The 25,648-nt window shown below is 44.1% G+C and carries 26 protein-coding genes and 1 tRNA gene; 15 read left to right on the top strand and 12 right to left on the bottom strand.

Annotated features, from left to right (window positions below; genetic code table 11):
* Window positions 1-11: 11 nt before the first annotated feature.
* Entirely contained in the window at window positions 12-977 is a 966-nt protein-coding gene (locus AB4329_RS03145; protein ID WP_017063737.1) for a calcium/sodium antiporter, read from the bottom strand.
* 264 nt (window positions 978-1,241) lie between these two features.
* Between AB4329_RS03145 and mlaF the strand changes: the two genes are divergently transcribed.
* From mlaF to AB4329_RS03105, 8 genes are all read left to right on the top strand, one after another.
* Window positions 1,242-2,036 carry a phospholipid ABC transporter ATP-binding protein MlaF gene (gene mlaF / locus AB4329_RS03140; protein ID WP_017058919.1) on the top strand — a complete coding sequence of 265 codons (795 nt, stop codon included), beginning with the start codon at window positions 1,242-1,244 and terminating at the stop codon, window positions 2,034-2,036.
* 1 nt (window position 2,037) lies between these two features.
* Window positions 2,038-2,817, top strand: coding sequence for a lipid asymmetry maintenance ABC transporter permease subunit MlaE (gene mlaE, locus AB4329_RS03135; RefSeq protein WP_017058920.1), 780 nt, complete (start codon window positions 2,038-2,040; stop codon window positions 2,815-2,817).
* Window positions 2,818-2,819: 2 nt separating this feature from the next.
* Window positions 2,820-3,311, top strand: a complete 492-nt coding sequence (gene mlaD, locus AB4329_RS03130) for an outer membrane lipid asymmetry maintenance protein MlaD (RefSeq protein ID WP_017058921.1) — start codon at window positions 2,820-2,822, stop codon at window positions 3,309-3,311.
* Window positions 3,312-3,363: 52 nt separating this feature from the next.
* Window positions 3,364-3,993, top strand: coding sequence for a phospholipid-binding protein MlaC (locus tag AB4329_RS03125; RefSeq protein WP_120459707.1), 630 nt, complete (start codon window positions 3,364-3,366; stop codon window positions 3,991-3,993).
* Window positions 3,993-4,301, top strand: coding sequence for a lipid asymmetry maintenance protein MlaB (locus AB4329_RS03120; protein WP_017058923.1), 309 nt, complete (start codon window positions 3,993-3,995; stop codon window positions 4,299-4,301). Before AB4329_RS03125 ends, AB4329_RS03120 begins: the two co-directional genes overlap by 1 nt.
* Window positions 4,302-4,314: 13 nt before the next feature.
* Window positions 4,315-4,569: a BolA family iron metabolism protein IbaG gene (ibaG, locus tag AB4329_RS03115; protein ID WP_017058924.1), complete on the top strand. Its 255-nt coding sequence runs from the start codon at window positions 4,315-4,317 to the stop codon at window positions 4,567-4,569.
* An 8-nt stretch (window positions 4,570-4,577) separates the two neighbouring features.
* The gene (murA, locus tag AB4329_RS03110) at window positions 4,578-5,843 is read left to right on the top strand and encodes a UDP-N-acetylglucosamine 1-carboxyvinyltransferase (protein WP_017058925.1); all 1,266 of its coding nucleotides are present in this window, start codon (window positions 4,578-4,580) and stop codon (window positions 5,841-5,843) included.
* Window positions 5,844-5,995: 152 nt separating this feature from the next.
* Window positions 5,996-6,721, top strand: coding sequence for a 1-acylglycerol-3-phosphate O-acyltransferase (locus tag AB4329_RS03105; RefSeq protein WP_372132843.1), 726 nt, complete (start codon window positions 5,996-5,998; stop codon window positions 6,719-6,721).
* Window positions 6,722-6,846: 125 nt separating this feature from the next.
* Here AB4329_RS03105 and AB4329_RS03100 read toward each other — a convergent pair whose 3' ends face one another.
* From AB4329_RS03100 to arcA, 5 genes are all read right to left on the bottom strand, one after another.
* Window positions 6,847-7,236, bottom strand: a complete 390-nt coding sequence (locus AB4329_RS03100) for a RidA family protein (RefSeq protein ID WP_004735319.1) — start codon at window positions 7,234-7,236, stop codon at window positions 6,847-6,849.
* Between the two features lie 136 nt (window positions 7,237-7,372).
* Window positions 7,373-7,834, bottom strand: a complete 462-nt coding sequence (gene pyrI, locus AB4329_RS03095) for an aspartate carbamoyltransferase regulatory subunit (RefSeq protein ID WP_372137651.1) — start codon at window positions 7,832-7,834, stop codon at window positions 7,373-7,375.
* A 12-nt stretch (window positions 7,835-7,846) separates the two neighbouring features.
* Window positions 7,847-8,776 (bottom strand): aspartate carbamoyltransferase, encoded by a 930-nt coding sequence (gene pyrB, locus AB4329_RS03090; RefSeq protein WP_012604860.1) that lies wholly within the window; start codon window positions 8,774-8,776, stop codon window positions 7,847-7,849.
* Window positions 8,777-9,063: 287 nt separating this feature from the next.
* Window positions 9,064-10,068: an ornithine carbamoyltransferase gene (locus AB4329_RS03085; protein WP_019821479.1), complete on the bottom strand. Its 1,005-nt coding sequence runs from the start codon at window positions 10,066-10,068 to the stop codon at window positions 9,064-9,066.
* A gap of 157 nt (window positions 10,069-10,225) precedes the next feature.
* Complete coding sequence (arcA, locus tag AB4329_RS03080; protein WP_248339207.1) at window positions 10,226-11,446, bottom strand: arginine deiminase; 1,221 nt, start codon at window positions 11,444-11,446, stop codon at window positions 10,226-10,228.
* 576 nt (window positions 11,447-12,022) lie between these two features.
* Between arcA and rraB the strand changes: the two genes are divergently transcribed.
* On the top strand, window positions 12,023-12,439 hold the full coding sequence (gene rraB / locus AB4329_RS03075; protein ID WP_017058930.1) for a ribonuclease E inhibitor RraB: 417 nt from the start codon (window positions 12,023-12,025) through the stop codon (window positions 12,437-12,439).
* A 124-nt stretch (window positions 12,440-12,563) separates the two neighbouring features.
* A complete protein-coding gene (locus AB4329_RS03070) occupies window positions 12,564-13,358 on the top strand; it encodes a glycosyl hydrolase 2 galactose-binding domain-containing protein (RefSeq protein ID WP_248369768.1) in 795 nt (264 codons plus the stop codon).
* A gap of 49 nt (window positions 13,359-13,407) precedes the next feature.
* Here the strand turns inward: AB4329_RS03070 and AB4329_RS03065 are convergent, their stop codons facing one another.
* From AB4329_RS03065 to pepA, 5 genes are all read right to left on the bottom strand, one after another.
* Window positions 13,408-13,902: a GNAT family N-acetyltransferase gene (locus tag AB4329_RS03065; RefSeq protein WP_372137650.1), complete on the bottom strand. Its 495-nt coding sequence runs from the start codon at window positions 13,900-13,902 to the stop codon at window positions 13,408-13,410.
* Window positions 13,903-13,949: 47 nt separating this feature from the next.
* On the bottom strand, window positions 13,950-14,354 hold the full coding sequence (locus AB4329_RS03060) for a DUF2061 domain-containing protein (protein ID WP_017058933.1): 405 nt from the start codon (window positions 14,352-14,354) through the stop codon (window positions 13,950-13,952).
* A 228-nt stretch (window positions 14,355-14,582) separates the two neighbouring features.
* The gene (locus AB4329_RS03055) at window positions 14,583-17,456 is read right to left on the bottom strand and encodes a valine--tRNA ligase (protein ID WP_136973690.1); all 2,874 of its coding nucleotides are present in this window, start codon (window positions 17,454-17,456) and stop codon (window positions 14,583-14,585) included.
* Window positions 17,457-17,558: 102 nt separating this feature from the next.
* Window positions 17,559-18,008, bottom strand: a complete 450-nt coding sequence (locus AB4329_RS03050) for a DNA polymerase III subunit chi (RefSeq protein ID WP_017066664.1) — start codon at window positions 18,006-18,008, stop codon at window positions 17,559-17,561.
* 99 nt (window positions 18,009-18,107) lie between these two features.
* Entirely contained in the window at window positions 18,108-19,628 is a 1,521-nt protein-coding gene (gene pepA, locus AB4329_RS03045; RefSeq protein WP_017058936.1) for a leucyl aminopeptidase, read from the bottom strand.
* 192 nt (window positions 19,629-19,820) lie between these two features.
* Between pepA and lptF the strand changes: the two genes are divergently transcribed.
* Together lptF and lptG are read left to right on the top strand one after the other, a co-directional pair.
* Window positions 19,821-20,921: an LPS export ABC transporter permease LptF gene (lptF, locus tag AB4329_RS03040; RefSeq protein WP_372056172.1), complete on the top strand. Its 1,101-nt coding sequence runs from the start codon at window positions 19,821-19,823 to the stop codon at window positions 20,919-20,921.
* A 3-nt stretch (window positions 20,922-20,924) separates the two neighbouring features.
* The gene (gene lptG / locus AB4329_RS03035) at window positions 20,925-21,995 is read left to right on the top strand and encodes an LPS export ABC transporter permease LptG (protein ID WP_017058938.1); all 1,071 of its coding nucleotides are present in this window, start codon (window positions 20,925-20,927) and stop codon (window positions 21,993-21,995) included.
* A gap of 64 nt (window positions 21,996-22,059) precedes the next feature.
* Here the strand turns inward: lptG and AB4329_RS03030 are convergent, their stop codons facing one another.
* Window positions 22,060-22,536: an RDD family protein gene (locus tag AB4329_RS03030; protein WP_017058939.1), complete on the bottom strand. Its 477-nt coding sequence runs from the start codon at window positions 22,534-22,536 to the stop codon at window positions 22,060-22,062.
* Window positions 22,537-22,730: 194 nt separating this feature from the next.
* Between AB4329_RS03030 and AB4329_RS03025 the strand changes: the two genes are divergently transcribed.
* The 3 genes from AB4329_RS03025 to AB4329_RS03015 all read left to right on the top strand — a co-directional run bounded on the left by AB4329_RS03025 (window position 22,731) and on the right by AB4329_RS03015 (window position 25,028).
* Window positions 22,731-22,815, top strand: a tRNA-Leu gene (locus tag AB4329_RS03025).
* Window positions 22,816-23,283: 468 nt separating this feature from the next.
* A complete protein-coding gene (locus AB4329_RS03020; RefSeq protein ID WP_017055297.1) occupies window positions 23,284-23,691 on the top strand; it encodes a VOC family protein in 408 nt (135 codons plus the stop codon).
* Window positions 23,692-23,774: 83 nt separating this feature from the next.
* Window positions 23,775-25,028 (top strand): HD-GYP domain-containing protein, encoded by a 1,254-nt coding sequence (locus AB4329_RS03015; RefSeq protein WP_017063746.1) that lies wholly within the window; start codon window positions 23,775-23,777, stop codon window positions 25,026-25,028.
* Window positions 25,029-25,648 lie beyond the last annotated feature (620 nt).

The following is a 25,648-nucleotide window of genomic DNA, read 5'->3' as shown; positions in this document are numbered from 1 at the left end:
TAAATCAACAATTAAGCCGACATGTTCATTAATAGGTAACTTTGGTAGGCCACGAACGTCACAATTAACACGCCGCCTTCAATACGATTCACACTACGAGATTTTCCTAGTGCCATCACAACAAGTAGTAGCGATACGCCTAGCATTACCCAGAAGTCACGACCCATAGCGAACTCGCTCAAGATCGAAGGGTTTAGGATGCCCGGGATACCCATAACAGCAAGGATGTTGAATACGTTTGAACCAATGATATTACCTACAGCCATATCATCTTCACCCTTCATAACGCCGGCTAGTGATGCTGCAAGTTCAGGAAGGCTAGTACCAACAGCAATGATGGTTAAACCAATGACAAGGTCGCTCATGCCGAAGAACTTCGCGATGATCACAGCGTTATCTACCAGCATATCAGCAGCTAAAGGTAGGACGATTAGACCAATCACGACCCACATTGCAGCCTTAGGGTTACTTACGCCTTCAGGGATCTCTGATTCTTGCTCATCAAGGAAAGCATCGCCGTTCTTTTTCTCGCTGCGGCTGATTTGCAACATAGCAAACAAAAACGCGGCAAAAAGAACAAACAACAACACGCCTTCATAGAAGCCTAAATGGTTATCCCACAATAGGGCGCCCGCTAGCAGAGTGACACCGATCATTAATGGTAGTTCACGACGAATCACGCCTGAGCTAATCGATAACGGCTTGATAAGGGCTGTAATACCTAAAATCAGCGCGATGTTGGCGATGTTAGAGCCCAGTACGTTGCCTACAGCTGTATCTGTTTTGCCATCAAGGGCTGCTGTCGCAGAAACCATCATTTCAGGAGCCGAAGACCCCATTGCTAAGATCGTCATACCGATAACTAGTGGTGAAATACCGAAGTTGCGAGCAAGAGCAGCGGCACCGTAAACCAGCTTATCTGCACTCCACACCAAAAAACCTAGACCGATAATAAGAAACGCAATCGCTTCAAGCATGATGATTCCTAAAAAATTAATAAAAACGGAGAATTAACCGCTAATTTTGACCTGTTGCTAGATAAAAGGGAAGTCACTCGGCAAATTAATTACCAGTTAGCAGGCAAGAAAGAGAGATCAATAGATAATTTCCTAATGCTTTCAAATCCCTGCATAGATTCCTGTTTAATATGAATTAATTGAACAGTGCTTTTAATTCTAAAGTAGACTCATTATTATTGCAGCCATAATTGGCGTTTTTTAAAGCAAGGAAACAACAAAAATATGTTGAACACTGAGCTTGTGAAAGTTAAGAACCTCAGCTTCTCACGCGGTGACCGCGTTATCTTTGATGACATCAGTTTAGAGGTGCCTCAAGGCAAGATAACCGCCATCATGGGGCCGTCTGGGATCGGCAAAACGACTTTACTGCGTTTGATCGGTGGGCAACTGCCGCCAGATGAAGGCGAAGTTTGGTTTGATGGTGACAATATCCCTGCATTATCACGTCGAAAGCTATATCAAGCACGTAAGAAAATGAGCATGCTATTCCAATCGGGTGCGCTTTTTACGGATCTCAATGTCTTTGATAATGTGGCGTTTCCGCTGCGAGAGCACACTGAACTTAATGAAAAATTCATTCGTACCATCGTATTACTTAAGCTTGAAGCGGTAGGATTACGTGGTGCTGCGCAATTGATGCCGAGTGAGTTGTCTGGCGGAATGGCTAGGCGTGCCGCACTGGCGCGCGCAATCGCACTGGATCCAGAACTTATCATGTACGATGAGCCGTTTGTTGGCCAAGATCCCATCACCATGGGCGTATTGGTTGAATTGATACGAAATCTCAATCAAGCCTTGGGCTTAACCTCGATTGTTGTTTCTCACGATGTGCCAGAGGTGATGAGTATTGCTGATTGGGTTTACCTCATGGCAGATAGCAAGATTATTGCCGCTGGAACACCTGATGAGTTGTACAACAATAGCGATCCGAGAGTGCAGCAATTTTTGCAAGGCGAAGCCGATGGTCCAGTACCATTTAGATTCCCTGCGAAGAGCTTAGAAAAGGATTTGTTTTAATATGATTGTTAAAACTATTGCGGGTGTCGGTAAGCGTACACTTGCGAGCTGTGAGTCATTTGGTCGAGCAAGCCTGATGTTATTTGGGGCTTTGTTTGGCATCCCGCGACTAAAAAACTTCCCCTTATTAGTAAAACAACTTTATAGCGTTGGCGTTCAGTCATTGGCTATTATTTTAGTTTCGGGTCTGTTTATCGGCATGGTGCTCAGCCTGCAGGGCTATGTCGTGTTAATTGACTACGGCGCTGAGGGAAACCTTGGTCAAATGGTCGCGCTTTCACTGTTGCGTGAGTTGGGGCCTGTGGTGACTGCGTTATTATTTGCAGGTCGAGCCGGTTCAGCACTCACGGCAGAGATTGGGTTAATGAAGGCAACAGAGCAGATCTCAAGCCTTGAGATGATGGCCGTTGACCCTCTTAAACGCATTATTGCACCACGTCTTTGGGCCGGGCTTATCTCAATGCCATTGCTTGCTATGATTTTTATGGCGGTAGGTATTTGGGGCGGTCAACTGGTTGGTGTTGATTGGAAAGGCATTGATCACGGCAGTTTCTGGTCTGCGATGCAGTCTTCAGTAGAACTTGGCCGAGATATTGGTAACAGCATGATCAAATGTATGGTCTTCGCTATCACCGTAACTTGGATCGCACTTTTCAATGGTTATGACGCAGTACCGACTTCAGAAGGTATCAGTCAGGCAACCACACGCACTGTAGTGCACTCTTCTCTAGCGGTACTAGGGCTAGATTTTGTTCTTACCGCATTGATGTTTGGGAATTAATCATGCAACAAACTCGAAAATTAGAATTATGGGTCGGCACCTTTGTTATTGCCGGAATTTGCGCAATCTTAATCATGATCTTTCAAGTCGCTGACGTAAAAGGCATAGGTTCGAACCATACTTACAATCTAAAAGCGACCTTTGACAACATTGGCAGCCTAAAAGTTCGTTCTCCAGTGAAAGTGGGTGGCGTCGTTGTTGGACGAGTTAAAAGCATTGAGCTTGATACCGAGAGCTACCTTCCTGTCGTTGAACTGTCTATTGACGGGAAGTACTCACAATTTCCAGATACCTCTAGTGCTCAAATTTTAACATCTGGCTTAATTGGTGAGCAGTACATTAGTCTGGTTCCAGGCTTCATTTTTGATGATGAAGAGATGTTGGTCGATGGTGATTCGATTGAAGACACTAAGTCAGCATTGGTACTAGAAGATTTGATTGGCCAAGTGCTGTATAGCGTTGGTGGTTCTAATGACAGCGAAGCTAAGGAATAAGATAATGTTGAAAACTATTAGTTATTTAAAAGCTATTGGTTACTTGAAATCAATGTTTATGGCGGCAATGGCGTTGCTTATTTCTACCCAAGCCTTTGCTGCAGAATCGATTGACCGTACTCAGCCTTACCAGATGATGACTCAAGTTGCCGAAGTGGCATTTGAGCGTTTGAAGAGTGAACAAGACAACATCCACCAAGATCCAGAGTTATTGAAGGTCATCGTGGAAGAAGAGTTGATGCCTTATGTGAATGCACAATATGCAGCTCTTAAGTTACTTGGACCAAACTTGAAAGGCGCGGATAGAAAAGACGTGGGCGTGTTTATCGATTCATTCCGTAAATACCTTGTTTCTTCTTATGCCCAAGTGCTGACTCAATACACAGATCAGACGATTGAATTTGGTCCAGAACCAAAAATCAAAGCGGATAGCCGCATTACCAGTATCAAGGTCGACATCATCGATACGCCGCGACCAAACATTAAGCTTGAATTTAAGCTTCGCAAAGACAAGAAATCTGGCGAGTGGAAAGCATTTGATATGGTTGCCGAAGGTATTAGTTTGTTGTCGAGCAAGCAATCGGAGTGGAATACTAAGATTCGTCAAGAAGGCATCTTACAAGTTGCAGACGAACTAGAGAAATTAGCCGCACAACCGATTCGTTTTGAGAGTAACAAATAATGAGCCATTCTCAATGGCAAGCACTAAGCTCTAAAGAGTATCAACTGTTCGGTGATTTAGACCGAGACAGTGTCCCTGCAATCTGGCGTATATTGGAAAAGTGGCAAACGACGGAATCGAGCGTTGAAATTGACCTTAGCCATATAAACCGAGTCGATTCAGCAGGAATGGTGATGCTAATTCACTTATTAGAGCATGCAAAAAATCAAAACTGTCATATAATGCTCAGTTTCGTGCCAGAACAATTACGAACGTTGTTCCAATTGAGCAATATCCAGCCAATGATGGCAGAACACATAAAAAATTAGGCAGGAGCTATTTGTGGACAGCACAAAAGTACAAGAATTATTAGCAGAAGCACTGAACCTTCAGGAAATTTTCGTGAAAGGGGAAGGCAGTCATTACGAAGTTGTTGCGGTTGATCCATGTTTTGACGGCATGAATCGAGTTAAGAAGCAGCAACTAATCTACGGCCCACTAATGGAATACATTCAACGCAATGACATCCATGCTCTTTCTATTAAGGCTTTCACGCCGGAAGAGTGGGAACGTGATAAGAAACTGATGTCACTTTAAGGTTTATGATGGAAAAGTTTCGAGTTATTGGATCGGATAAGCCGCTAAGCGGTGAAGTGACGATCTCAGGCGCAAAAAATGCAGCGCTACCTATCTTATTTGCTTCAATTCTTGCTGAAGAGCCAGTTGAAGTAAGTAACGTTCCTCACCTACGTGACATCGATACTACGATGGAACTGCTTAAGCGTTTAGGCGCAAAAGTATCGCGTAATGGTAGTGTTCATGTCGATGGCAGCGAAATTAATGAATTTTGTGCGCCTTACGATTTAGTGAAAACAATGCGTGCTTCTATCTGGGCTTTAGGTCCTCTAGTCGCTCGTTTTGGTGAAGGCCAAGTGTCACTTCCAGGCGGTTGTGCAATTGGTGCTCGACCTGTTGATCTGCATATCCACGGCCTAGAGCAACTAGGTGCGACCATTAAGTTGGAAGATGGTTATGTGAAAGCAAGTGTTGATGGCCGTCTGAAAGGCGCGCACATCGTGATGGATAAAGTAAGTGTGGGTGCCACCATTACTATCATGTGTGCAGCAACGCTAGCGGAAGGAACAACAGTACTCGATAACTCAGCGCGTGAGCCTGAGATTGTTGATACGGCTGACTTCCTAAACAAACTGGGTGCTAAAATTTCTGGCGCAGGTACAGATACGATTACTATCGAAGGCGTTGAACGTCTTGGTGGTGGCCAACACTCTGTGGTTGCTGACCGTATTGAAACAGGTACTTTCCTGGTTGCTGCTGCTGTTTCTGGCGGTAAAGTGGTTTGTCGCAACACCAACGCTCATCTTCTTGAAGCTGCCTTAGCGAAGCTTGAAGAAGCGGGTGCGAAGGTTGAAACGGGCGAAGACTGGATCAGTCTTGATATGACGGGTCGTGAACTGAAAGCGGTGAAAATCGTAACGGCACCTCACCCTGGTTTCCCAACCGACATGCAAGCACAGTTTACTCTGCTTAACATGATGGCGAAGGGCAGTGGTGTTATCACTGAGACTATCTTTGAAAACCGTTTTATGCACATTCCTGAGTTACAGCGAATGGGTGCAAAAGCGGAAATCGAAGGTAACACGGCTATCTGTGGTGAAACGGAAAAACTGAGCGGCGCTCAAGTAATGGCAACGGACCTTCGCGCATCTGCGAGCCTTGTTATTGCTGGCTGTATTGCTCAAGGTGAAACCATCGTTGACCGTATTTATCACATCGATCGTGGCTACGATAAGATTGAAGATAAATTGTCAGCCTTAGGCGCAAACATTACACGATTTAGTGAGTCGAACTAACCTAGGTTAGTGGATTCATGAATCAGTAAGATGAAAACATAAAAGTCGGAACCTTGGTTTCGGCTTTTTTATAGTTGTATTTACCGCGAGTAAATCTATTGCTCATTTTTGCGCGAATAGATGAATCAACTTGGCGGTCGGTGAGGAACAAAATGATAGCAATATTACGTATTTTCGCAGTGGCGATATTTGCGATTCTTATGTTTGTATTTGGTTGTGGTTACTGCCTATTAAGTCCACGCAACCCGAAACACGTATTTACCTTTGGCCGTTATTTCGGTCGCATGTCGAAGATCTTCGGCATGAAGTTAGAGCTTCGCATCCCAGAAGATGCCTACTCTCGCGGCCAACATGTTTATGTGGCGAACCACCAAAACAGCTGGGATCTATTCACGATTTCATCAGCGGTAACGCCAAAAGTGGTAACTGTTGGTAAGAAAAGCCTAGTGTGGATGCCTCTATTTGGTCAGCTTTACTGGTTGACGGGTAACATCCTAATTGACCGTGCTAACCGTAGCAAAGCGGTAGGTACGATTGATCAGGTCGTGACGAGTCTAAAAGAGAGCGATGTTTCAGTTTGGATGTTCCCTGAAGGCACTCGTTCTCGTGGCCGTGGTCTGCTGCCATTCAAAACAGGTGCATTCCATGCTGCGATTGGTGCTGGCTTGCCTATCGTCCCTATCGTGTGTAGCTCAACCGGTGGCGTGAAGCTAAACCGTTGGAACAATGGTCACGTGATTGTTGAAATGCTGCCACCAATCAGCACTGAAGGCTACGACAAGTCTAATGTTCGTGAACTGGCTAACCTAGCTCGTGAGCAGATGGCTGCGAAACTTGAAGAGTTAGACAAAGAAGTGGTTGAGCTTAATAAAAAGTAATTATCTAAGCGAAACGATGAACAATAAAAAAGGTTGCCAACTGGGCAACCTTTTTTTGTATCTAATAAACACCCAGTATTACGCTAAGTCGTTTATTAGAAGGTGTTTAATCTAAAGATTAAAACCTATTTGCGAACCGCAATAGCTTCGATCTCGATACCTACATCTTTTGGCAGACGAGCTACTTCAACACATGAACGTGCAGGGTAGTTTGCAACGCCGTGCTCATCGAAGAATTTACCGTAAACTTCGTTTACTGTGCCGAAGTCGTTTAGGTCTTTAACGAATACCGTTAGTTTTACGATGTCTTTTACAGTCAGGCCTGAAGCTTCAACAACCGCTTGAACGTTGTCTAGAGATTGGCGAGCTTGCTCTGCGATATCAGCAGATACTTCACCAGTTGCTGGATTTACTGGGATTTGACCAGAAGTCAGTACCATGTTGCCAAGGTCAACGCCTTGTACGTATGGGCCGATTGCAGCTGGAGCAGATTCTGTGTGAAGTACTTTAGTCATTGGTTTATTCCATCAGTTATTAGATAAAAATCAATTTTCAGTGTGCCTTCAAACTTTGGATAGGTAAAGCGCAAAATACCCCGCACAGGCGAGGTATTTGATAGTTTTTACATTCGGTCTTCTTTGCAGTATGACGTTATCTTTCTGTCACGATCTCGCGAGAGAAGACTTTTTCGCAATACTTACACTTCAATCGAATATCTTCTTTCTTTTCAAAGATCTTAAAGCTACTTTCAACCGGTTCATTGTGAGTAATACAGTTAGTATTTGGACACTCGAACACATCGTTGATTTGCTCAGGAAGTTCTAGTGGTAGCTTCTTAACTACTTCGTAATCTTCTATTTGGTTCACTGTTGCATGAGGCGCATAAAGTGCCAGCTTGCTCGCCTGTTCTTCTGTGATAAACACATTCTCAATCTTGAGCAGGTCTTTTCCGCCCAGTGCAGAAGACGGTAGATTCAGGCCAATCGTCACGCGCTGATGAGAGTTGTGCATGTCGAACAGTTTTAGCACCTTGATCCCGATATTGGCTGGGATATGGTCGATAACAGTACCGTTTCTGATTGCTTCAACTTGTAATTGAGTCTCTTTAGACATGATATCTCTCCTCTACAGCGTTTCGTTAAGAACAAGGGCTAGCAATGCTTCACGGGCGTAAACACCATTCTCTGCTTGCTGGAAGTAGTAAGCGTAAGGTGTTTTATCGACATCGACAGTAATTTCATCAACGCGAGGAAGAGGGTGCAGAACCTTCAGGTTATCGCGTGCATTTTCCAGCATCGAAGCGGTCAGGATGTATGCGGATTTTATGTGCGCGTATTCTGACTCATCGAAGCGCTCTTTTTGAACTCGAGTCATGTACAAGACATCGAGCTCAGGAATCACATCTTCCATGTCCGTCAATAGTTGGTACTTGATGCCCGCTTCATCAAGCTCTTCGCAAATGTAGTCTGGCATCGCTAGAGCTTCTGGAGCCACGAAGTAGAAACAGATGTTGTCGAACTTCGCTAGTGCTTGAGTCAATGAGTGAACCGTACGGCCGTACTTAAGGTCACCAACGAATGCAACGTTTAGGTTGTCGAGGCGGCCTTGTGTCTCAGCGATAGAGAATAGGTCTAGTAACGTTTGTGTTGGGTGTTGGTTTGCGCCGTCACCTGCGTTAATAACAGGTACACCGTTTGAGAACTCAGAAGCCAGACGCGCTGCGCCTTCTTGAGGGTGACGCATCACGTAAGCGTCAACGTATGAAGAGATAACCTGTACCGAGTCCGCTAGCGTTTCGCCTTTCTTTGCCAAAGAAGTGTTACCACCACTGTCGAAACCAATCACATCACCACCGATGCGTTGAATCGCAGTTTCAAAAGAGAGACGAGTTCGTGTAGAAGGTTCGAAGAAGCAGCTGGCAACAACTTTGTTCTTGATGAGTTCTGGGTTTGGTTCAGCCTTTAGCTGACCTGCCGTTTGAACAATTAATTCTAGCTCTTCACGAGAAAGCTCTGGAATTGAGATGATGTGCTTTTGATAGAGCGAGTTCGCCATGATCTTCTTCCCCACAATAATGTATTGGCCATAAAAAAGCCCCCCATAATGGGAGGCTTTAAAAAAGTGCTGAAAAGCAGAATAGACGGCCTGGTAAGCATCTTAGCTTACGAGCAATATTTGGTGTTTTCACAATATTACTATGTGTTTTCACAATATCATTATGTTTTATCACAACATTGCTTGGCGTCATTTTCACTACTCTCAGACAAATTGCCGAGAATTATACGCTTTCAATTTGTGAGCGCAAGCGATTACATCAAGCTTTTGTTTACTTTCAGTATTCGCTATTGACCCAGTGTCGCAACCATTACTGCTTTGATGGTATGCATGCGATTCTCAGCTTCATCAAACACAATTGAGTAATCCGATTCAAAGACTTCATCAGTAACTTCTAAACCGTTCATTCCATACTTATCTGCGACTTGTTGGCCGATCACGGTTTCATTGTTGTGGAAAGCAGGTAAGCAGTGCATGAATTTCACTTGAGGGTTACCAGTGAGCTTAATAACATCCATATTCACTTGATAAGGCGTCATAACCGCAACACGCTCGTCCCAAGCTTCTGGCGCCTCGCCCATCGAAACCCAAACATCGGTATAAAGGAAATCACAGCCTTTCACGCCTTCGGCAACGTCTTCTGTCAGCGTGATTTTGGCACCTGTACTTTGCGCGATAGCTTGGCACTCTTCGACAAGCTGCTCTTCTGGCCAGAACGCTTTAGGCGCGACAAGGCGAATATCCATGCCCATCTTCGCGGCACCGACTAACAGAGAGTTACCCATGTTATTACGTGCATCGCCTAGATAAGCAAAGCTGATTTGGTGTAGATGCTTCCCGCGGCCATGCTCAAGCATAGTGAGGAAATCAGCCAAGATTTGAGTAGGGTGGAACTCATCGGTTAAGCCGTTCCAAACAGGCACGCCAGCATAAGCGCCTAAGTCTTCAACGATACTTTGGCCAAAACCACGATATTCGATACCATCGTACATACGCCCTAATACACGCGCCGTATCTTTCATTGATTCTTTTTGACCAATCTGAGAACCAGAAGGACCAAGGTAAGAGACTTGAGCACCTTGATCAAAGGCGGCCACTTCAAACGCACATCGTGTTCGAGTTGATGCTTTCTCGAAGATCAAAGCAATGTTTTTGCCGTTGAGTTTCTTCTGTTCCGTACCTGCATACTTAGCTTTTTTTAGGTCAGCAGACAGGTCGAGTAAAAACTGAATCTCTTTAGGAGTAAAGTCGAGAAGTTTTAGAAAGTTACGATTGCGAAGATTAAAGGCCATCTCTCGCTCCTTGCGTATATAGAATCAATGAAGAACTTAGTTAAACATAAAAATGCTATATTTGTGAATATTTATTTTATTAATTTGATAAAAAAGGCCAGTAAATGAATACTGGCCTAGATGAGTTATTGTATTTTTACTCTATTGAGTTATCAGCTTAGATACCGTCTCTTTCGATAGGGCAACTCATACAGCGCGCGCCGCCACGACCACGGCCTAGCTCGTTGCCAGGAATCGTTAGAACTTCGATACCCGCTTTGTCGTATTTCTCATTGGTGTAAACATTACGTTCATAACCAATCACGGTACCTGGTTTCACTGTCAGTACGTTGTTTGCGTCATTCCACTGTTCACGCTCAGCTTCGTAGTTATCACCGCCGGTTGTGATGATCTTCAGTTGATCAAGGCCTAGCGCGCCTTCAATAGCTGAGAGGTAGTTTTCAGCTTTCTCGACACGCATTTCGCCATTTTCTTTTGGCGTTAAGCGCCAAGTGTCTAGGTCTTTACGCACGATCTCTGGATAGACAGAGAACGTGTCGATATCCATGTGTGTCATCACCGTATCAAGGTGCATACAAGAGCGGTGTTTTGGTAGATCGATCGCAATCACTTCGCTCGCTTGGCCTGATCTAAATAGGCTAGCCGCTAGGTTTTCGACACCTTGTGGTTTAGTACGCTCTGAAATACCAACCAGTACCGCACCTTTACCGATAACCAGTACGTCACCGCCTTCAATGTTAGCGTTGTCGTAGTGAAGGTCTTCATCACCAAAGTACTTAATGAAATCTTGACCTGCGAACACTGGGTGCCAGCGGTAGATAGCACGCAGATGATTCGTTTCACGTTGACGTGCAGGCTTCATCATCGGGTTAAGCGATACACCGCCGTAAACCCAGCAAGAGGTATCTCGCGTAAATAGGTGGTTAGGCAGTGGCTCGATAACGAAATCGAGTGGTCGATGCATTTTAGGCAGCATCGATGATGATTTGATAGGAAGCTCAGAGTAGGCCAAGCCACCGAGTAAGATCGTTGCTAGATGCTCATTATCCATTTGAGCAAGGTAGTTTCTTAAGTCACGGGCGAAAGTCGGCCCATAACGGAAATCTGAGATTTGAGTATTCAGCAACCACTCACGAGCCTGAGATACGTCAAGCGTCTCTACTAGCAGGTCGTGCAGCAGTAGCACTTCTACGTCTTGGCTGCGCAGCGTTTCTGCAAAGGCATCATGTTCTTCACCAGCGGCTTCAACGGCAAGTACATCATCAAATAGAAGATCATGACAGTTTGAAGGGGTGAGGTGGGTGAGTGCTCTTTCAGGTCTATTTAGGAGAACTCGTCTCAATTGACCGACTTCGGAGCCAACGTACAGCTTACTCATTTTGCATCCTTACTATTAATCCAGCGTCTATTTATGACAAGCTTGTCCGTAATATGCAAGTTTTGTAGATTGAGTTAATACAAGGTATTTGGCTAATAATTGGTCATAAAACCTGTTGTTCTTAATTTTATACAGATTAAATTCCAACTAACTGGCTATCGAACGGAACAACGTTTTTGAGGATCTATGCTCAATTGATGGCTTGTTAGAATTGAATTTTGCTTATTAATCGTGATTTTTTATTCACTATTATGCACTTTTTGATAACAAGCTGAGGATTTATGCACCCCAAAAGCGGTTTAGCCTATGCACCTAACGTGACTAATCACGCAAGTTTTATTCAGTAAGCCCTAAAGTGGCCACAAAAACGAAATGCTAAAATACGAGCCAGTTAATAAAATGTTGAAAATTTGTTTCTGTGATTTTGATTTCACTTTTGAATTGATATTGGCTCTGCGATCTCGCGATAAACTTACCTTTCTAGGCCTGATCTGGGTGGCTTTTCTGGACGATCCGTGCCATATTTCGTGGCAATCAAATTTGATCTTTTCATAGTCAACACTCTGGAGCAGACACATGTCTCACGAAGATGAATATCTATCAGTAGCGGAATTAATTGAATTTCAAAAGGAAGAGACTCGCGACATCATTACAGCATTAATTGAAGATGGTAGCGATCCTGAAGCTCTATACGATATCGAGCATCACCTATTTGCTGAAGATTTCGATGTGCTTGAGAAAGCGGTTGTTGAAGCATTCAAAATGGGCTTTGAAGTGCTTGAAGCTGAAGAGACAGAAGACGAAGATGGCAATAAGCTACTTTGTTGTGATGCAACGATGCAATGTACTCTGAATGCAGAAGCGATTGATGAGCAAGTTGAGAAGCTTGTAAACCTTGCAGAGAAGTTTGACATTATCTACGACGGTTGGGGCACTTACTACGAAGGTGAAGATGCTATCTACCCAGACGAAGATGATGAAGGCGAAGAGTAATTCTTTCCCAATTTTAAAAAATGCCAGCCTCGAGCTGGCATTTTTTACCCTCAGAAAAATAAATGTCTTTATATGCATTCATTCATTATAATGCGGTCAAAATTGATCTAGCTCAAGGAATGATATGCGGTTGCTTCTCGATGGTCTTTGGCAAATTTCGCCACTGACGGATCTCTCTATCCCACAAGATGACATCACTTTTCCGGCTCCGTTAAGCTCAAAGCTACCTGATAGCTTGAGTGAAAATGAAATTGCAGAGCAAGAGTGGCACCTGATGCACGACATCGAAGTAGATGACGCTATGTTGGCGTGTCCATTTGTTGAGTTAGTGATGGCCGGGGTCGATTACTTTGCTGAAGTTCGACTTAATGGTGTGGCTGTTTTTGATTGTGATGGTAGCCAAGCTGAATACCGTAAAGATATCCGTCCTTATATGCAGTCCGGCCGAAACCGTTTCGAGATCCTTTTCCTTGAAGAAGAGGAGAGCCTGTTACTTGAAGAGGATATGGATCCGTCTATCTCTTCACAGGCTATCGCTAAATCTGATTCACGCATCGGGATTTGGCAAGCGCCATACCTGCAGTTCGTTCGAAACGTCAAGCTAGAGCAAGTTGTTACAGAGCAGATTTGGCACCACGGTGGTGGCTGTGAGTTTAAAGTGGATGTTATCTATCAAACGCTAAAGGCGGGGTTAGTATCGGCATCCATCAAGTTTAATGGTATGACACTCGTAATGCCGATCGATGTGCGCGCAGAACATACTGGCGTCGTGTTCCAGGTTGAGGCGCCTATCATTTTTGATATTGAGAACCCTAACCCTAAGCATCTATACCCATTAGAAGTGGTACTTGATGGGCAAGAAGAGAGTTCTTTTGTTGCCTTGAACCCAACCTCTTGCGTCAGTAACTTTCTACGTTAACTCCGTATATTTTAGCGCTATCTTCTTTCGCTATAGCGACGCATTCTGCTTATAACGACTTGGCCATGACAACCTCACAAGCGTCGTGGCCTGTTTCTCCCCAAGCTGAGTCAAGATGCTCAAACCCAAGCTTCTCATAGAGTTTGACCGCAGCACCCAAGCACTCCGTCGTTTCTAAATACATGTGTTGATACCCAAGTTGTTTGGCTTGCTTTAAGCTCAAAGCGACAATTCGCTTGGCTAGGCCATGCCCTCGAGTTTGCGGTAAGAAGTACATCTTTTGCAGCTCACACACATTGGGTTTACCTGCTAGAGGGGCAAAGCCACCGCCTCCGACGATCTTTCCGTTGTGTTCGATAACCCAGTACATTGCATTCGCTTGGCTATAGACAGAGTACATATCATCGAGTGTTGGGTCGGCTACGCCATAACCTTTATCTTCTGTGAGTCCATGCTCAGCCGAAACTTGGCGAATGATTTGTGCGATGCTTGGGTTGTCTTGCGGTGTAATGGGTCTAAGGGTGAACTCAGCAATTTGTTCCATGATCTGCCTATGAAAGGGTCACTAATATGTGACCCAATATATGGTGACTAAGCATGTTGGTGCAAACAGAATTGTTGTTGTGCCATTTGGTCGCCTGATTTACGTAACCAGACTTTCTCGTGGAAGTAGTAAGCAACGGTATTTAAAGTTGGCTCTAGCAAAGCCATCACGCCGCCTATGAAAGCATCTCCAGTCAACAAGTAGACAACGGTAAAGGCAACACTAAAGTGGATGGTAGCAAAGCTTGCTGTTTTTAATTTGGTCATCCACTGGCGAGCTTTAAGAGCTGGAACTTGAGCCCACGCCTTTTCATGAAAATAGAAGGCAACAGTATTCACAGAGGGCTCAATCATAGCGATTAAGCTACCAATTAAGATGTCGCCTGTTAGTACATAAGCGACACTAAATGCGATAGTAAAATGTAATGCAGCAAAGGTTAGTGTCTTTTTCATGATAATTACTCAGTCGTTGTGTTGTTTTGATAGGTCTATTATTGAGAATTATTATCATTAAGTATAATGGGAAGTAGAGATTAATTTGATAGATGAAACCTATCAATCAGTGCGGCTAGAGTGAGAAGCATTGGAATATTGGAATCAGGGACATAAAAAAAGGCTGGTCACCAAGACCAACCTTTCTATTTAGACCGAGAAGTTTGAAGCCTTCTCGTTCACTCGGTTTTAAAGCGCAGCGATTGTCGCTTTTTGCTCTTCAAGCTTAACAAGAGTTTCCTTGTAGCCTTCAAGCTTTTCACGCTCTTTCGCGATAACTGCTTCTGGTGCTTTAGCAACGAAACCTTCGTTACCTAGCTTACCTTCGATACGTTTAATCTCGCCGTGAGTCTTAGCGACTTCTTTATCTAGACGAGCAAGCTCTGCATCTTTGTCGATAAGGCCCGCCATTGGGATCATCAACTCAGATTTGCCAACCAGTTTAGTTGCACAAGCAGGAGTCTCTTCACCATCAGCTAGAACTTTAATATCGTCTAGCTTAGCTAGAGAAGTAAGAACGATCTTGTTCGCTTCGATACGAGCGGCATCTTTCTCATCAGCAACCTTGATCATTACTTCTAAGCCTTGGCTTGGTGCAATGTCGTATTCCGCACGTAGGTTACGGATAGCGGTGATGAAAGTCTTAACCCATTCGATGTCGTCAACGATCTCAGCATTGAAGTTAGCTTCATTAAACTGAGGAAGCGCTTGAGTCATGATCGTCTCGCCTTCAACGCCATCTACTAGCGGCTTAACGCTCTGCCAGATAGATTCAGTGATGTAAGGAAGAACAGGGTGAGCAAGACGCAGAGTCTTCTCAAGAACCGTGATAAGCGTGTAACGAGTCGCTTGTTGTTGAGCTTCAGTACCTTTCCAAAGAACAGGTTTAGTTAGCTCTAAGTACCAGTCACAGAATTGGTTCCAGATGAATTCGTAAAGCGTGTTTGCTGCCATGTCTAGACGGTAGTTGTCTAGGTGAGCATTAAACTCTTTCGCTGCAACTTCAAACTGAGATTCAATCCACTTATCTGCTAGAGAGAATTCCATGTTTGCACGGTCTTCTACAGACAGTGACATGCCACAGTCGTGCTCTTCTGTGTTCATTAGTACGTAACGGCTTGCGTTCCATAGCTTGTTACAGAAGTTACGGTAACCTTCAAGACGCTTCATATCCCAGTTGATGTCACGGCCAGTTGAAGCCATAGCAGCAAGAGTGAAACGTAGCGCATCAGTACCGTATGGTTCGATACCGTTTTCGAAAGTCTTACGTGTCGCTTTTTCGATCTTAGCAGCCAGTTTAGGTTGCATCATGTTGCCACAACGCTTTTCTACTAGCTCTTCAAGGCCGATGCCATCAATCATGTCGATTGGGTCAAGTACGTTACCTTTCGACTTAGACATCTTGTCGCCGTTTTCATCACGGATAAGACCCGTCATGTAAACAGTTTTGAAAGGTACTTGAGCCTTGCCATCTTCGTCTTTCACGAAGTGCATGGTCATCATGATCATACGAGCAACCCAGAAGAAGATAATATCAAAACCAGATACTAGTACTTCAGATGGGTGGAATGTTTTCAGTGCTTCAGTATCTTCAGGCCAGCCTTGTGTGCCGAACGTCCAAAGTGCAGAAGAGAACCAAGTATCCAGTACGTCGTCGTCTTGCTTAAGCACAACAACAGGCGCTAGGTTGTTCTTTTCACGAACTTCTTCTTCAGTGCGACCTACGTAAACTTTACCATCGTTGTCGTACCATGCTGGGATACGATGTCCCCACCAAAGTTGACGAGAGATACACCAGTCTTGCACGTCACGCATCCACGCGAAGTACATGTTTTCGTACTGCTTAGGTACGAATTGGATTTGACCATCTTCAACGGCTTTAACTGCTGGCTCTGCAAGAGGAGCTGTGCGCACGTACCATTGGTCAGTCAGCATTGGTTCGATAACCACGCCACCACGGTCGCCGTAAGGGACAGTTAGGTCGTGATCTTTGATCTCTTCAAGAAGACCAAGCTCATCGAATTCAGCAACGATAGCTTTACGTGCAGCAAAACGCTCCATGCCTTGGTACTTAGCAGGGATATCTGTTGAGTAAACATCGCATTCTTCGCCGTTCGTTGTGAAGACTTCCGCAGCATCACGGATATCAGCGTTGAACGTTAGGATGTTGATCATCGGTAGGTTGTTGCGCTTACCCACTTCGTAATCGTTAAAGTCATGAGCTGGAGTGATCTTCACACAACCCGTGCCTTTTTCCATGTCTGCGTGCTCATCGCCTACGATAGGGATAAGACGGTTTACAACAGGAAGTAGGATTTCTTTGCCGATAAGATCTTTGTAACGAGGATCTTCTGGGTTAACAGCAACACCAGTATCGCCAAGCATGGTTTCTGGACGTGTAGTCGCAACAACGATGTAGTCTTTACCATCAGCCGTTTTAACACCGTTCGCTAGCGGGTAGCGGAAGTGCCACATGAAACCTTTTTTGTCTTTGTTTTCAACTTCAAGATCCGAGATTGCAGTGTGCAGTTTAGGATCCCAGTTTACTAGACGCTTACCACGGTAGATTAGGTCTTCTTCGTATAGACGAACAAACACTTCTTGAGTCGCAGCCGATAGGCCGTCATCCATAGTGAATCGTTCACGATCCCAATCTACAGATGCACCAAGACGACGAAGTTGTTGAGTGATCGTGCCACCTGATTCGCCTTTCCATTCCCAGATCTTGTCGATGAAAGCTTCACGGCCGTAGTCGTGTTTTGTTTTGCCTTCTTCGGCAGCAATCTTACGCTCAACAACCATTTGAGTTGCGATACCAGCGTGGTCAGTACCCACTTGCCAAAGCGTGTTTTTGCCTTTCATACGTTGAGCACGGATAAGCGTATCCATGATCGTATCTTGGAACGCGTGACCCATGTGTAGGCTGCCAGTGACGTTCGGTGGCGGGATCATGATGCTGTAAGCTTCTTTTGATGTGTCACCGTGTGGCTTAAAGTAGCCTTTCTCTTCCCAAGTCTTATACAGAGCTTGTTCGATTGATGTTGGGTTGTATGTCTTTTCCATAGTGCTCTTAAACGGATACTGTGAATGGTTAATCGTGGTCAAACTTCATAAGTGAAGCTTCTTGAATCTAAATCCAAAGATAGCTTTAACTATGAGGTTTGACTATGGATGTTGAATCTCGATAGTTTGTAGCTGATATCTAGCTTGACGGTAAATTTTATACCTTTCTCGAGCGAGTTGCTTAGCTTTTTCTTCGCAAGGGACGAAGTCTATCACCTGAGCAAAGGCGTTCGCAAAGGTTGTATGATTATCGGCCAGATTAATTACTAGCTGACGATTCCAATTATGTTTTACGCCTTGATAGCCAATTTCGATGTTGGTTGAATACTTCGGGCCTTCGCCAACCAAGTTGTGCGCAATAAAATCACAGGGTTCGACTTGCCAGAAAACTTCAGCAATACGCTCGGCATGCTCTTTGTCATTACAGTTGAGATAAAGTTTAGCGCCTTGTTTTGCAAAGTGCTGAGCAAGAAACAGCACATAGTGAGCAAAACCATCTTCGCTGGCTTGCGGGCTGTCTGAAGGCACAATGTAAAATGTAGCAGTCTGCATACTTAATACTCGAACTGAAAATCGTGGATATCAATGTTACTTGGTTAACAGGGTCTAACAAATAGCGCTTATTAAAAAAGGGCCCGTAGGCCCTTTTTATTATTTTGAAGATTGCTCTTCAGTCTCTTGGCCGCTGCGGTTCAATAAGAATTGGACTAGCATTGAGACAGGACGACCTGTCGAGCCTTTCGCTGCGCCTGACTTCCAAGCTGTACCAGCACTGTCGATGTGTGCCCAGTGGTACTTCTTAGTGAATTTAGACAGGAAACAACCAGCAGTGATTGTGCCGCCAGGACGGCCACCGATGTTCGCCATATCAGCGAATGGGCTGTTTAGCTGCTCATGGTACTCGTCTGCCATTGGTAGACGCCATGCACGGTCACTTGCTTGCTCTGAAGCATTAACAAGTTCGTGAGAAAGTGGGTTGTGGTTCGATAGAACGCCACTGATGTGGTGACCTAGAGCGATAACACATGCGCCAGTTAGCGTAGCAACATCGACAACACAGTCAGGTTCAAAACGCTCAACGTAAGTTAGAGCATCACATAGAACCAAGCGACCTTCAGCATCAGTGTTGAGTACTTCAACCGTTTGGCCTGACATTGTCGTTAGGATATCACCTGGACGGTAAGCATTGCTGCCCGGCATGTTTTCACAACCGGCTAGGATACCAACCACGTTAATAGGCAGGTTCAGCTTAGCCAGTGCTTTCATTGTACCGAATACAGACGCCGCACCACACATGTCGTACTTCATCTCATCCATGCCTTCACCAGGCTTAAGCGAGATACCGCCTGAATCGAAAGTCAGACCTTTACCTACTAATACAATCGGCTTCGCATCTGGATCCGGAGCGCCTTTGTATTCCATGATAGACATCATCGATTCATTTTTAGAGCCACGGCCAACTGCTAGGTATGATGTCATACCCAGTTTTTCCATCTCTTCTTCGCCAATGATCTTAGTCTTCACTGTCTCGTAATCGTCGGCTAAACGACGAGCTTGAGAAGCAAGGTAAGCAGGGTTTGCGATGTTTGGTGGCATGTTGCCTAGATCTTTAGACGCTTTTACACCTGAAGCAATAGCAAGGCCGTGAGAGATTGCTTTCTCACCCAGGCTCAATTCGCGACGTGTTGGTACATTGAATACCAATTTACGTAGTGGGCGACGAGTCTCTGGCTTGTTGCTCTTGAATTGGTCAAATGTGTAAAGACCATCTTTAGTCGCTTCTACCGCTTGGCGAACTTTCCAATAAGTGTCGCGACCTTTAACGTGAAGTTCTGTAAGGAAACATACAGCTTCCATAGAACCTGTTTCGTTTAGTGTACTGATGGTTTTTTGGATAATTTCTTTGTATTGACGCTCGCCTAGCTCACGTTCTTTACCACAGCCTACCAGTAGAACACGTTCTGAAAGTACACCAGGTACTTGATGCAGTAGTAGCATCTGGCCAGGTTTACCCTCTAGATCACCGCGACGAAGCAGTGAACTAATGTAGCCATCGCTAATCTTATCTAATTGCTCGGCTACTGGAGAAAGGCGGCGCGGTTCGAATACACCGACAACGATACATGCGCTGCGCTGTTTCTCTGGGCTGCCACTTTTTACACTGAACTCCATGCGTACTCCTACATCCTGAAGACAAATCGAACTAAATGTTAGATAATGGGTTCTTACTTGTTGGATCCTATAATGGAACTAACCTTAAAGAAGAACGCTAACACTTAGCTAAAAATTTAAAAAAATAAAAGGTTCAACGGGAAATTATAGTGATTCAATCAAAAAAACAAGTTTTGTATAGGTAATTTGAGCGTGATTATTGTTAGATATTTGATCCGCGAGACAATCAAGAGCCAATTTGCGATCTTTTTTGTTCTCTTTCTCGTGTTTCTCAGCCAAAAATTCATCAGTGTTTTAGCGGATGCCTCTGATGGTGATATCCCTGCGAGTCTTATATTGTCGATTGTTGGCTTAAATATGCCAGCGATGGGCCTATTGATGCTTCCACTCAGTATCTATATTGGTATTTTGCTTACTTTTGGCCGCCTTTACGCTGAAAGTGAAATAGTGGTCATGAACGCCACCGGTATCGGTAATAAATTCCTGATCCAATCTGCGCTTTACCTCGCTTTAATTACGGCATCTGTTGCAGCCTTTAACTCATTTTGGTTATCTCCTTGGTCACAAGACAAAGTTGAACAAATGTATGAAGAAGTAGCTGCACAGAACAGCGTTGATTTGCTACCAAAAGGTAAGTTTGAAGGTACGCCGGATGGCTCTTCTGTCGTGTTTATTGATGATATCGACGGTAATAAGTTAGAAAACGTGTTCGTAGCTCAAATGCGTCCGCGTGATTCTGTACTGCCAAGTGTGATGTTCTCGAAGTCAGGTGATGTAAAAGAGCTCAGTGATGGTCGCCAAGTGATCGTAATGTACGATGGTACTCGTCATGAAGGCATTCCGACTCGCCTCGACTACAGGGTGACGCACTTTGAAGAATACGAAGGCCTGATTGGTCAGCGTGAAGTTGAGAAGAAAGGTCGAGACTGGGAAGCGATCCCTACGCTTGAACTGATTGGTAACTCAAATAATAGTGCGAAAGCAGAGTTGCAGTGGCGTATTTCTTTGGTACTTTGTATTCCATTGTTGACCATGCTTGTCGTGCCACTGTCTGCGGTAAACCCTCGACAAGGTCGTTTTGCGAAAATCGGCCCAGCAATACTGATTTATCTCACCTATTTCTTAGCAATCAGTGCAACCAAGTCTTCAATCGAAGAGGGGAGCATTCCTGCGGTAATCGGCATGTGGCCAATCAATGCGTTATTGTTATTTGTCGCGATTGGTGCCAACTTTATGGATAGCGTGCCAGTAAGGCGTTTGAAAGAAAAATTCAAGAATAAGAGGTTGGCTTAAGCCGTGTTTAAGATTCTCGATTTATATATAGGCAGAACCATCATCGCAACGACGTCACTGGTATTGGTGACGTTTGTTGGTCTCTCTGGGATCATCAAATATGTAGAACAGCTAAGAAAAGTTGGCCGTGGTACATACGATCTATTACAAGCGCTGTATTTCGTTTTATTGAGTATCCCTCGTGATATCGAAATGTTCTTTCCAATGGCTGCATTGCTTGGCGCATTGATAGGGCTTGGTATGCTTGCTGCAAGTTCTGAGCTTGTCGTTATGCAGGCAGCTGGTTTCTCTAAGTTAGATATCGGCCTATCAGTACTTAAAACAGCTATTCCACTGATGATCGTGGTGACATTGCTTGGTCAATGGGGAGCACCGCAAGCGCAGAAAATGGCTCGTGATTTAAGAACTATCTCGATTGCTGGTGGTAATATTATTTCGACGCAAAGTGGTGTCTGGGCTCGTGATGCCAATGACTTCATCTTCATTGTCAAAATCGATGACCAGAAGCTATATGGAATGAACATGTGGCGCTTTGATGAAAACAAGGCACTTAAAACCGCTATTTATTCTGACGAAGTTGATTACGTTGGAGACAACGTGTGGACGATGAAGGATGTAGAGATCACGTCTTTTGAAAACGAACTTCAAATTACTAAAGAAAGTTTACCGACTTACTCTTGGGAAACGTCATTAGCTCCAGATAAGTTGGCGATAGTAACGGTTAAACCAGAAGAGCTATCGTTAAGTGGGTTGTATGATTATGTTTCTTATCTGAAGGCGTCAGAGCAAGATGCATCACGCTATGAATTGGCGCTGTGGAGAAAGATAACCCAGCCAATTTCGATCGCGGTTATGATGTTGATGGCACTGTCGTTTATCTTTGGTCCTTTGCGTAGTGTGACCATGGGTGCGAGGATTTTGTCAGGTGTTATTGCTGGCTTTACCTTCTATATATCCAGTGAGTTCTTTGGCCCAGTGAGTTTGGTTTATCAAATACCACCCGCCTTTGGCGCAATAGCCCCGAGCGTGGTGTTCCTTGGAATTGCCATCATGCTCTTGAGGCGGAAACTGTAAATAGTAAAAAGGAAGGCATAACGCCTTCCTTTTTTGATCTTGATTGGAGCTAACTTAAATCACATTATCGTGCTTGTGGTAACACAACGACTTCGGTCTTTGCCCAGATATCGTGAAAGCCACGTTTTTCAGGATCGAATGGAACACATAGGTTTGCCAGTCCAAAACCTGAAGTACCTAAACGAATCAGCGCCTGAGTTACTGTGATCGCTGAGCCATCTTTGTTTTGAACGCGCAGCTTCCAAGCTCTCATGCCGAGAGTTTGACCAGCTCTAGTCCAGAAGAACACGAAGAAATATACCCAAACGGCGACTAAGTAAAAGGTATATGCAGGGCTCCAAATCGGATGGTTGGTTAAGAAGTCACTAACATCGGCATAACCGCTGTGGTTAAAAATGCCGAGAGCCATGAGCGCGTGCAGTAGAGCGACAATGACGCCAGCCGCCAACATTTCAATAGCGATTACGATCAGAGCGTCGTAGAACAAGGCACCAAATCGGCGCATGACTCCTGCTGGTGGCAGAGTGTTTGTTGATGTCATGTGTTATTACTTCTTTAAAAATTGAGGCGTCAGAATATAGTTTAAGGCTTAGCCTGAAAAGAGACATGACGCACAGCTTATGACTTAGTGGCGAAATTATCGGCAAACACACATGAATTCAAGTTTTTATACTTGCCACATCAGTTCGCATACGTATAATGCCAAATATCGAAAGGGCAATGCCCCAAGATAATGCCGGTATGGTGAAATTGGTATACACGACGGATTCAAAATCCGTTGCCTTCGGGCGTGGCGGTTCAAGTCCGCCTACCGGTACCAAACATAGAAAGGTCGCTTTTATAGCGACCTTTCGTCGTTTTGGGCGTTTGTGAATTTTAAATCCAGCGTGTCGGCTTGGATGCAAGCCCAGCCAAGTCACCTACCGGCACCATATTTAAATGACAAAGCCTAGATGAAAATCGGGGCTTTGTTGTATCTGGGGTATAGGAAGCATTGCCTTCACGGTGGCGGCAAGAATGCCTGTCCAATCAGTCCGCCTATCGGTACCAAACATAGAAAGGTCGCTTTTATAGCGACCTTTCTATGTTTTGGACGTATGTGAATTTGAAATCCGGCGTGTCGTTGCAGTTGCTCTTCAATCAGACAGATCTTGATGTTTCACTCCTAAATCTCATAATTTCCCTTCGCTATTCGATCTGATAATGAATTAATTATCTTAAATCATGATGTTACCTGTCATTCTCTTTTCTATTGTCTATGTTTAAAGGACTAACAGAGGAGATAGATATGCTGACAGTAACCCCTTACTTGTTTTTTGATGGTCGTTGTAATGAAGCGTTGGATTTTTATCACAAGTGTTTTGGTGGTGTGGTTTTATCTAAGCAGCTTTTTAGTGATGCACCACAGGTAATCGAGGGCGCTCAACCTGATTGGGTTATGCATGCTGAGTTCGAAGCGTTTGGTATGAAGCTGATGATGTCTGATGGTGTTAAGGCAAAAGAACTTGAAGGCAACAATCTCGCTCTCTCTCTTGTGACTGAAGATACCGCGACTCAAGAACAAATCTTTGAAAAGCTCAAGAAGGGAGGGCGGATAATGACTCCACTCGCAGATACTTTTTGGGGGGCTCGATTTGGCAAAGTAGAAGATAAATTCGGTATACGCTGGATGGTGCACTGCGACTCTTTAAGTTGAGCCTGTGAAATTGGATAGTGAAATTGCTGCTTGGTTTTATTAGAATTATAAATAGAGATTAATCATCAATATTATATATAAAAATGGGCAGCATAAAGATTACCGTAGATCGCATTCAGCCCGGTCTGCATATACGACTCCCCGTAAAATGGAATGAACACCCATTTTTATTCAACAGCTTTAAAATCAAAGATGACGCTCAAGTAAAAGTAATTCGACATCTTGGGATTAAGCACGTCTATATAAACCTGAGTCAAAGTGATACCTCACCTTTACCTGTTAATCACGTAGGTGAACAAGAAGTCGATATTGATTCACAGGTAAGCCTTGAAACGGAAAGAATGTGGAAAGATAAGCATGAGCGTATCGAAACCCTTAGCTCTTACCGCCGCAGGGTGAGTCATTGTGAGAGAGAGTTTGAACGTTCGCTTGCTCGAATGCGATCTGTGATGACCAAGATCCGTAACAGACCTTTAGATGCGGTAGGGGAGGTTAAGGCTCTTGTTGATGATATCGTTGAAACTCTAGTGAGCGATGATAACGTCACCTTGCACCTTATGAATGCTAAAGCAGATTTCGAAGATATTTACTTTCATACTCTAAATGTTTCGGTTGTTGCACTGATGATAGGAAAGGCCAAAGGCTATAACACACAGCAATTGAAAGACCTCTCATTCGCAGCGTTGTTTCACGATGTAGGCAAGATCAAAATACCAGTCGCGATACTAAGAAAGCAGAGTGCACTAACGGTGCCAGAAGAGAACTACCTGAAGCTTCATACTAAATACGGTGCGGATATTGTATCGGCAATTGATGACTTTCCTGAAAGTGCTAAAAAGGTGATCGCTCAACATCATGAGATGAATGATGGTTCTGGCTACCCCGAGGGCTTAAAAGAACATGAGATTGATGAATTTGCCAAGATAGTCGCCGTGGCTAATGCATTTGATAACCTTTGCCATGGTAAAACGCAATCTCAACAAATGATCCCGTATTTGGCACTGTCCCACCTATATAAGAGCTGCAAGCATCTATATAGCCAAGATAACTTGGGGCTGTTAGTTAAGTTCATGGGAGTCTATCCACCAGGAACTGTAGTACAGCTTTCAAATGACTCGATTGGGATTGTGATATCCGTTAACGCTAAACATATGCTTTATCCAAATGTACTTATCTATGATCCTAGCGTGCCAAGAACCCAAGCTCCGATCATTGACCTCTTTATTAAAGAGATCAAAATCGTTAATGCCGTTCATCCAAGCAAATTACCTGAACAAGTTCGAGAGTATCTAAACCCTAGGGCTCGTTTATCTTACTTTTTTGATAGTGGAGAGTAGTTATCCACAGGTCGTTGTGGGTAATTTGTTCGAAACTTGGGGTGAAAGTGGTATAAATAAGCCCTTGGTTGAAATGTCTTCGCTTAACCTCTTTTTTTAATAAAAAACGCATTTATTGCTTGCCAATATGAGCGGCATCTCTATAATGCCGCCTCACTGACACGGCAGACGCCACAAGGCTTCAGCGAGAAATGTTAGTAAGGCAACTAGCTTTAAGCGATGATTCGCTTCTACTTTTAGAAAGTAGGAATTAATTCCAAATAAGTGTTTGACACTGAGAATTAAATCGCTAGAATGGCCGCCTCTTCCGAAGTGATGTAAGTCACAACGAAGAGAAGCTCTTTAACAATTTAAACCTATCAATCTGTGTGGGCACTCGTTGATGAATATCAAAACGTTTTATCTTCCCTTTTTTAAAGAGAAGTAAAACAGATTCCTCGGAATCAAATTTGGTTTCAATGAACTGAGTGACCAATACGAATAACTACTTTCTCTTGTAGAAAGAAGGTATTTGGCACAGTCAATTCATTATCTTTCTGTTGGAAAGATAATAGCTTTAGAATTACTTTTTGTAGTTTTGAAGTCAGTATTCATTGAGCCGACAAAATCTTAAATTGAAG

The organism is Vibrio sp. 10N.261.54.A5 (genome assembly GCF_041471145.1).
Lineage (GTDB): Bacteria > Pseudomonadota > Gammaproteobacteria > Enterobacterales > Vibrionaceae > Vibrio > Vibrio crassostreae_C.
The sequence above is the reverse complement of the archived record's forward strand: the minus strand, read 5'-3'. Positions and strand labels throughout refer to the sequence as shown.

What these genes read in the sequence shown, in the direction of transcription:
- AB4329_RS03020 (WP_017055297.1), top strand. Translation starts at nt 23,284, where the DNA reads ATGCTGACAGTAACCCCTTACTTGTTTTTTGATGGTCGTTGTAATGAA.
- AB4329_RS03015 (WP_017063746.1), top strand. Translation starts at nt 23,775, where the DNA reads ATGGGCAGCATAAAGATTACCGTAGATCGCATTCAGCCCGGTCTGCAT.
- AB4329_RS03105 (WP_372132843.1), top strand. Translation starts at nt 5,996, where the DNA reads ATGATAGCAATATTACGTATTTTCGCAGTGGCGATATTTGCGATTCTT.
- AB4329_RS03050 (WP_017066664.1), bottom strand. Translation starts at nt 18,008, where the DNA reads ATGCAGACTGCTACATTTTACATTGTGCCTTCAGACAGCCCGCAAGCC.
- AB4329_RS03030 (WP_017058939.1), bottom strand. Translation starts at nt 22,536, where the DNA reads ATGACATCAACAAACACTCTGCCACCAGCAGGAGTCATGCGCCGATTT.
- mlaF (WP_017058919.1), top strand. Translation starts at nt 1,242, where the DNA reads ATGTTGAACACTGAGCTTGTGAAAGTTAAGAACCTCAGCTTCTCACGC.
- rraB (WP_017058930.1), top strand. Translation starts at nt 12,023, where the DNA reads ATGTCTCACGAAGATGAATATCTATCAGTAGCGGAATTAATTGAATTT.
- mlaE (WP_017058920.1), top strand. Translation starts at nt 2,038, where the DNA reads ATGATTGTTAAAACTATTGCGGGTGTCGGTAAGCGTACACTTGCGAGC.
- AB4329_RS03070 (WP_248369768.1), top strand. Translation starts at nt 12,564, where the DNA reads ATGCGGTTGCTTCTCGATGGTCTTTGGCAAATTTCGCCACTGACGGAT.
- AB4329_RS03065 (WP_372137650.1), bottom strand. Translation starts at nt 13,902, where the DNA reads ATGGAACAAATTGCTGAGTTCACCCTTAGACCCATTACACCGCAAGAC.
- arcA (WP_248339207.1), bottom strand. Translation starts at nt 11,446, where the DNA reads ATGAGTAAGCTGTACGTTGGCTCCGAAGTCGGTCAATTGAGACGAGTT.
- AB4329_RS03145 (WP_017063737.1), bottom strand. Translation starts at nt 977, where the DNA reads ATGCTTGAAGCGATTGCGTTTCTTATTATCGGTCTAGGTTTTTTGGTG.
- pyrI (WP_372137651.1), bottom strand. Translation starts at nt 7,834, where the DNA reads ATGTCTAAAGAGACTCAATTACAAGTTGAAGCAATCAGAAACGGTACT.
- AB4329_RS03085 (WP_019821479.1), bottom strand. Translation starts at nt 10,068, where the DNA reads ATGGCCTTTAATCTTCGCAATCGTAACTTTCTAAAACTTCTCGACTTT.
- AB4329_RS03100 (WP_004735319.1), bottom strand. Translation starts at nt 7,236, where the DNA reads ATGACTAAAGTACTTCACACAGAATCTGCTCCAGCTGCAATCGGCCCA.
- AB4329_RS03055 (WP_136973690.1), bottom strand. Translation starts at nt 17,456, where the DNA reads ATGGAAAAGACATACAACCCAACATCAATCGAACAAGCTCTGTATAAG.
- mlaD (WP_017058921.1), top strand. Translation starts at nt 2,820, where the DNA reads ATGCAACAAACTCGAAAATTAGAATTATGGGTCGGCACCTTTGTTATT.
- AB4329_RS03125 (WP_120459707.1), top strand. Translation starts at nt 3,364, where the DNA reads ATGTTTATGGCGGCAATGGCGTTGCTTATTTCTACCCAAGCCTTTGCT.
- pyrB (WP_012604860.1), bottom strand. Translation starts at nt 8,776, where the DNA reads ATGGCGAACTCGCTCTATCAAAAGCACATCATCTCAATTCCAGAGCTT.
- AB4329_RS03060 (WP_017058933.1), bottom strand. Translation starts at nt 14,354, where the DNA reads ATGAAAAAGACACTAACCTTTGCTGCATTACATTTTACTATCGCATTT.
- pepA (WP_017058936.1), bottom strand. Translation starts at nt 19,628, where the DNA reads ATGGAGTTCAGTGTAAAAAGTGGCAGCCCAGAGAAACAGCGCAGCGCA.
- murA (WP_017058925.1), top strand. Translation starts at nt 4,578, where the DNA reads ATGGAAAAGTTTCGAGTTATTGGATCGGATAAGCCGCTAAGCGGTGAA.
- AB4329_RS03120 (WP_017058923.1), top strand. Translation starts at nt 3,993, where the DNA reads ATGAGCCATTCTCAATGGCAAGCACTAAGCTCTAAAGAGTATCAACTG.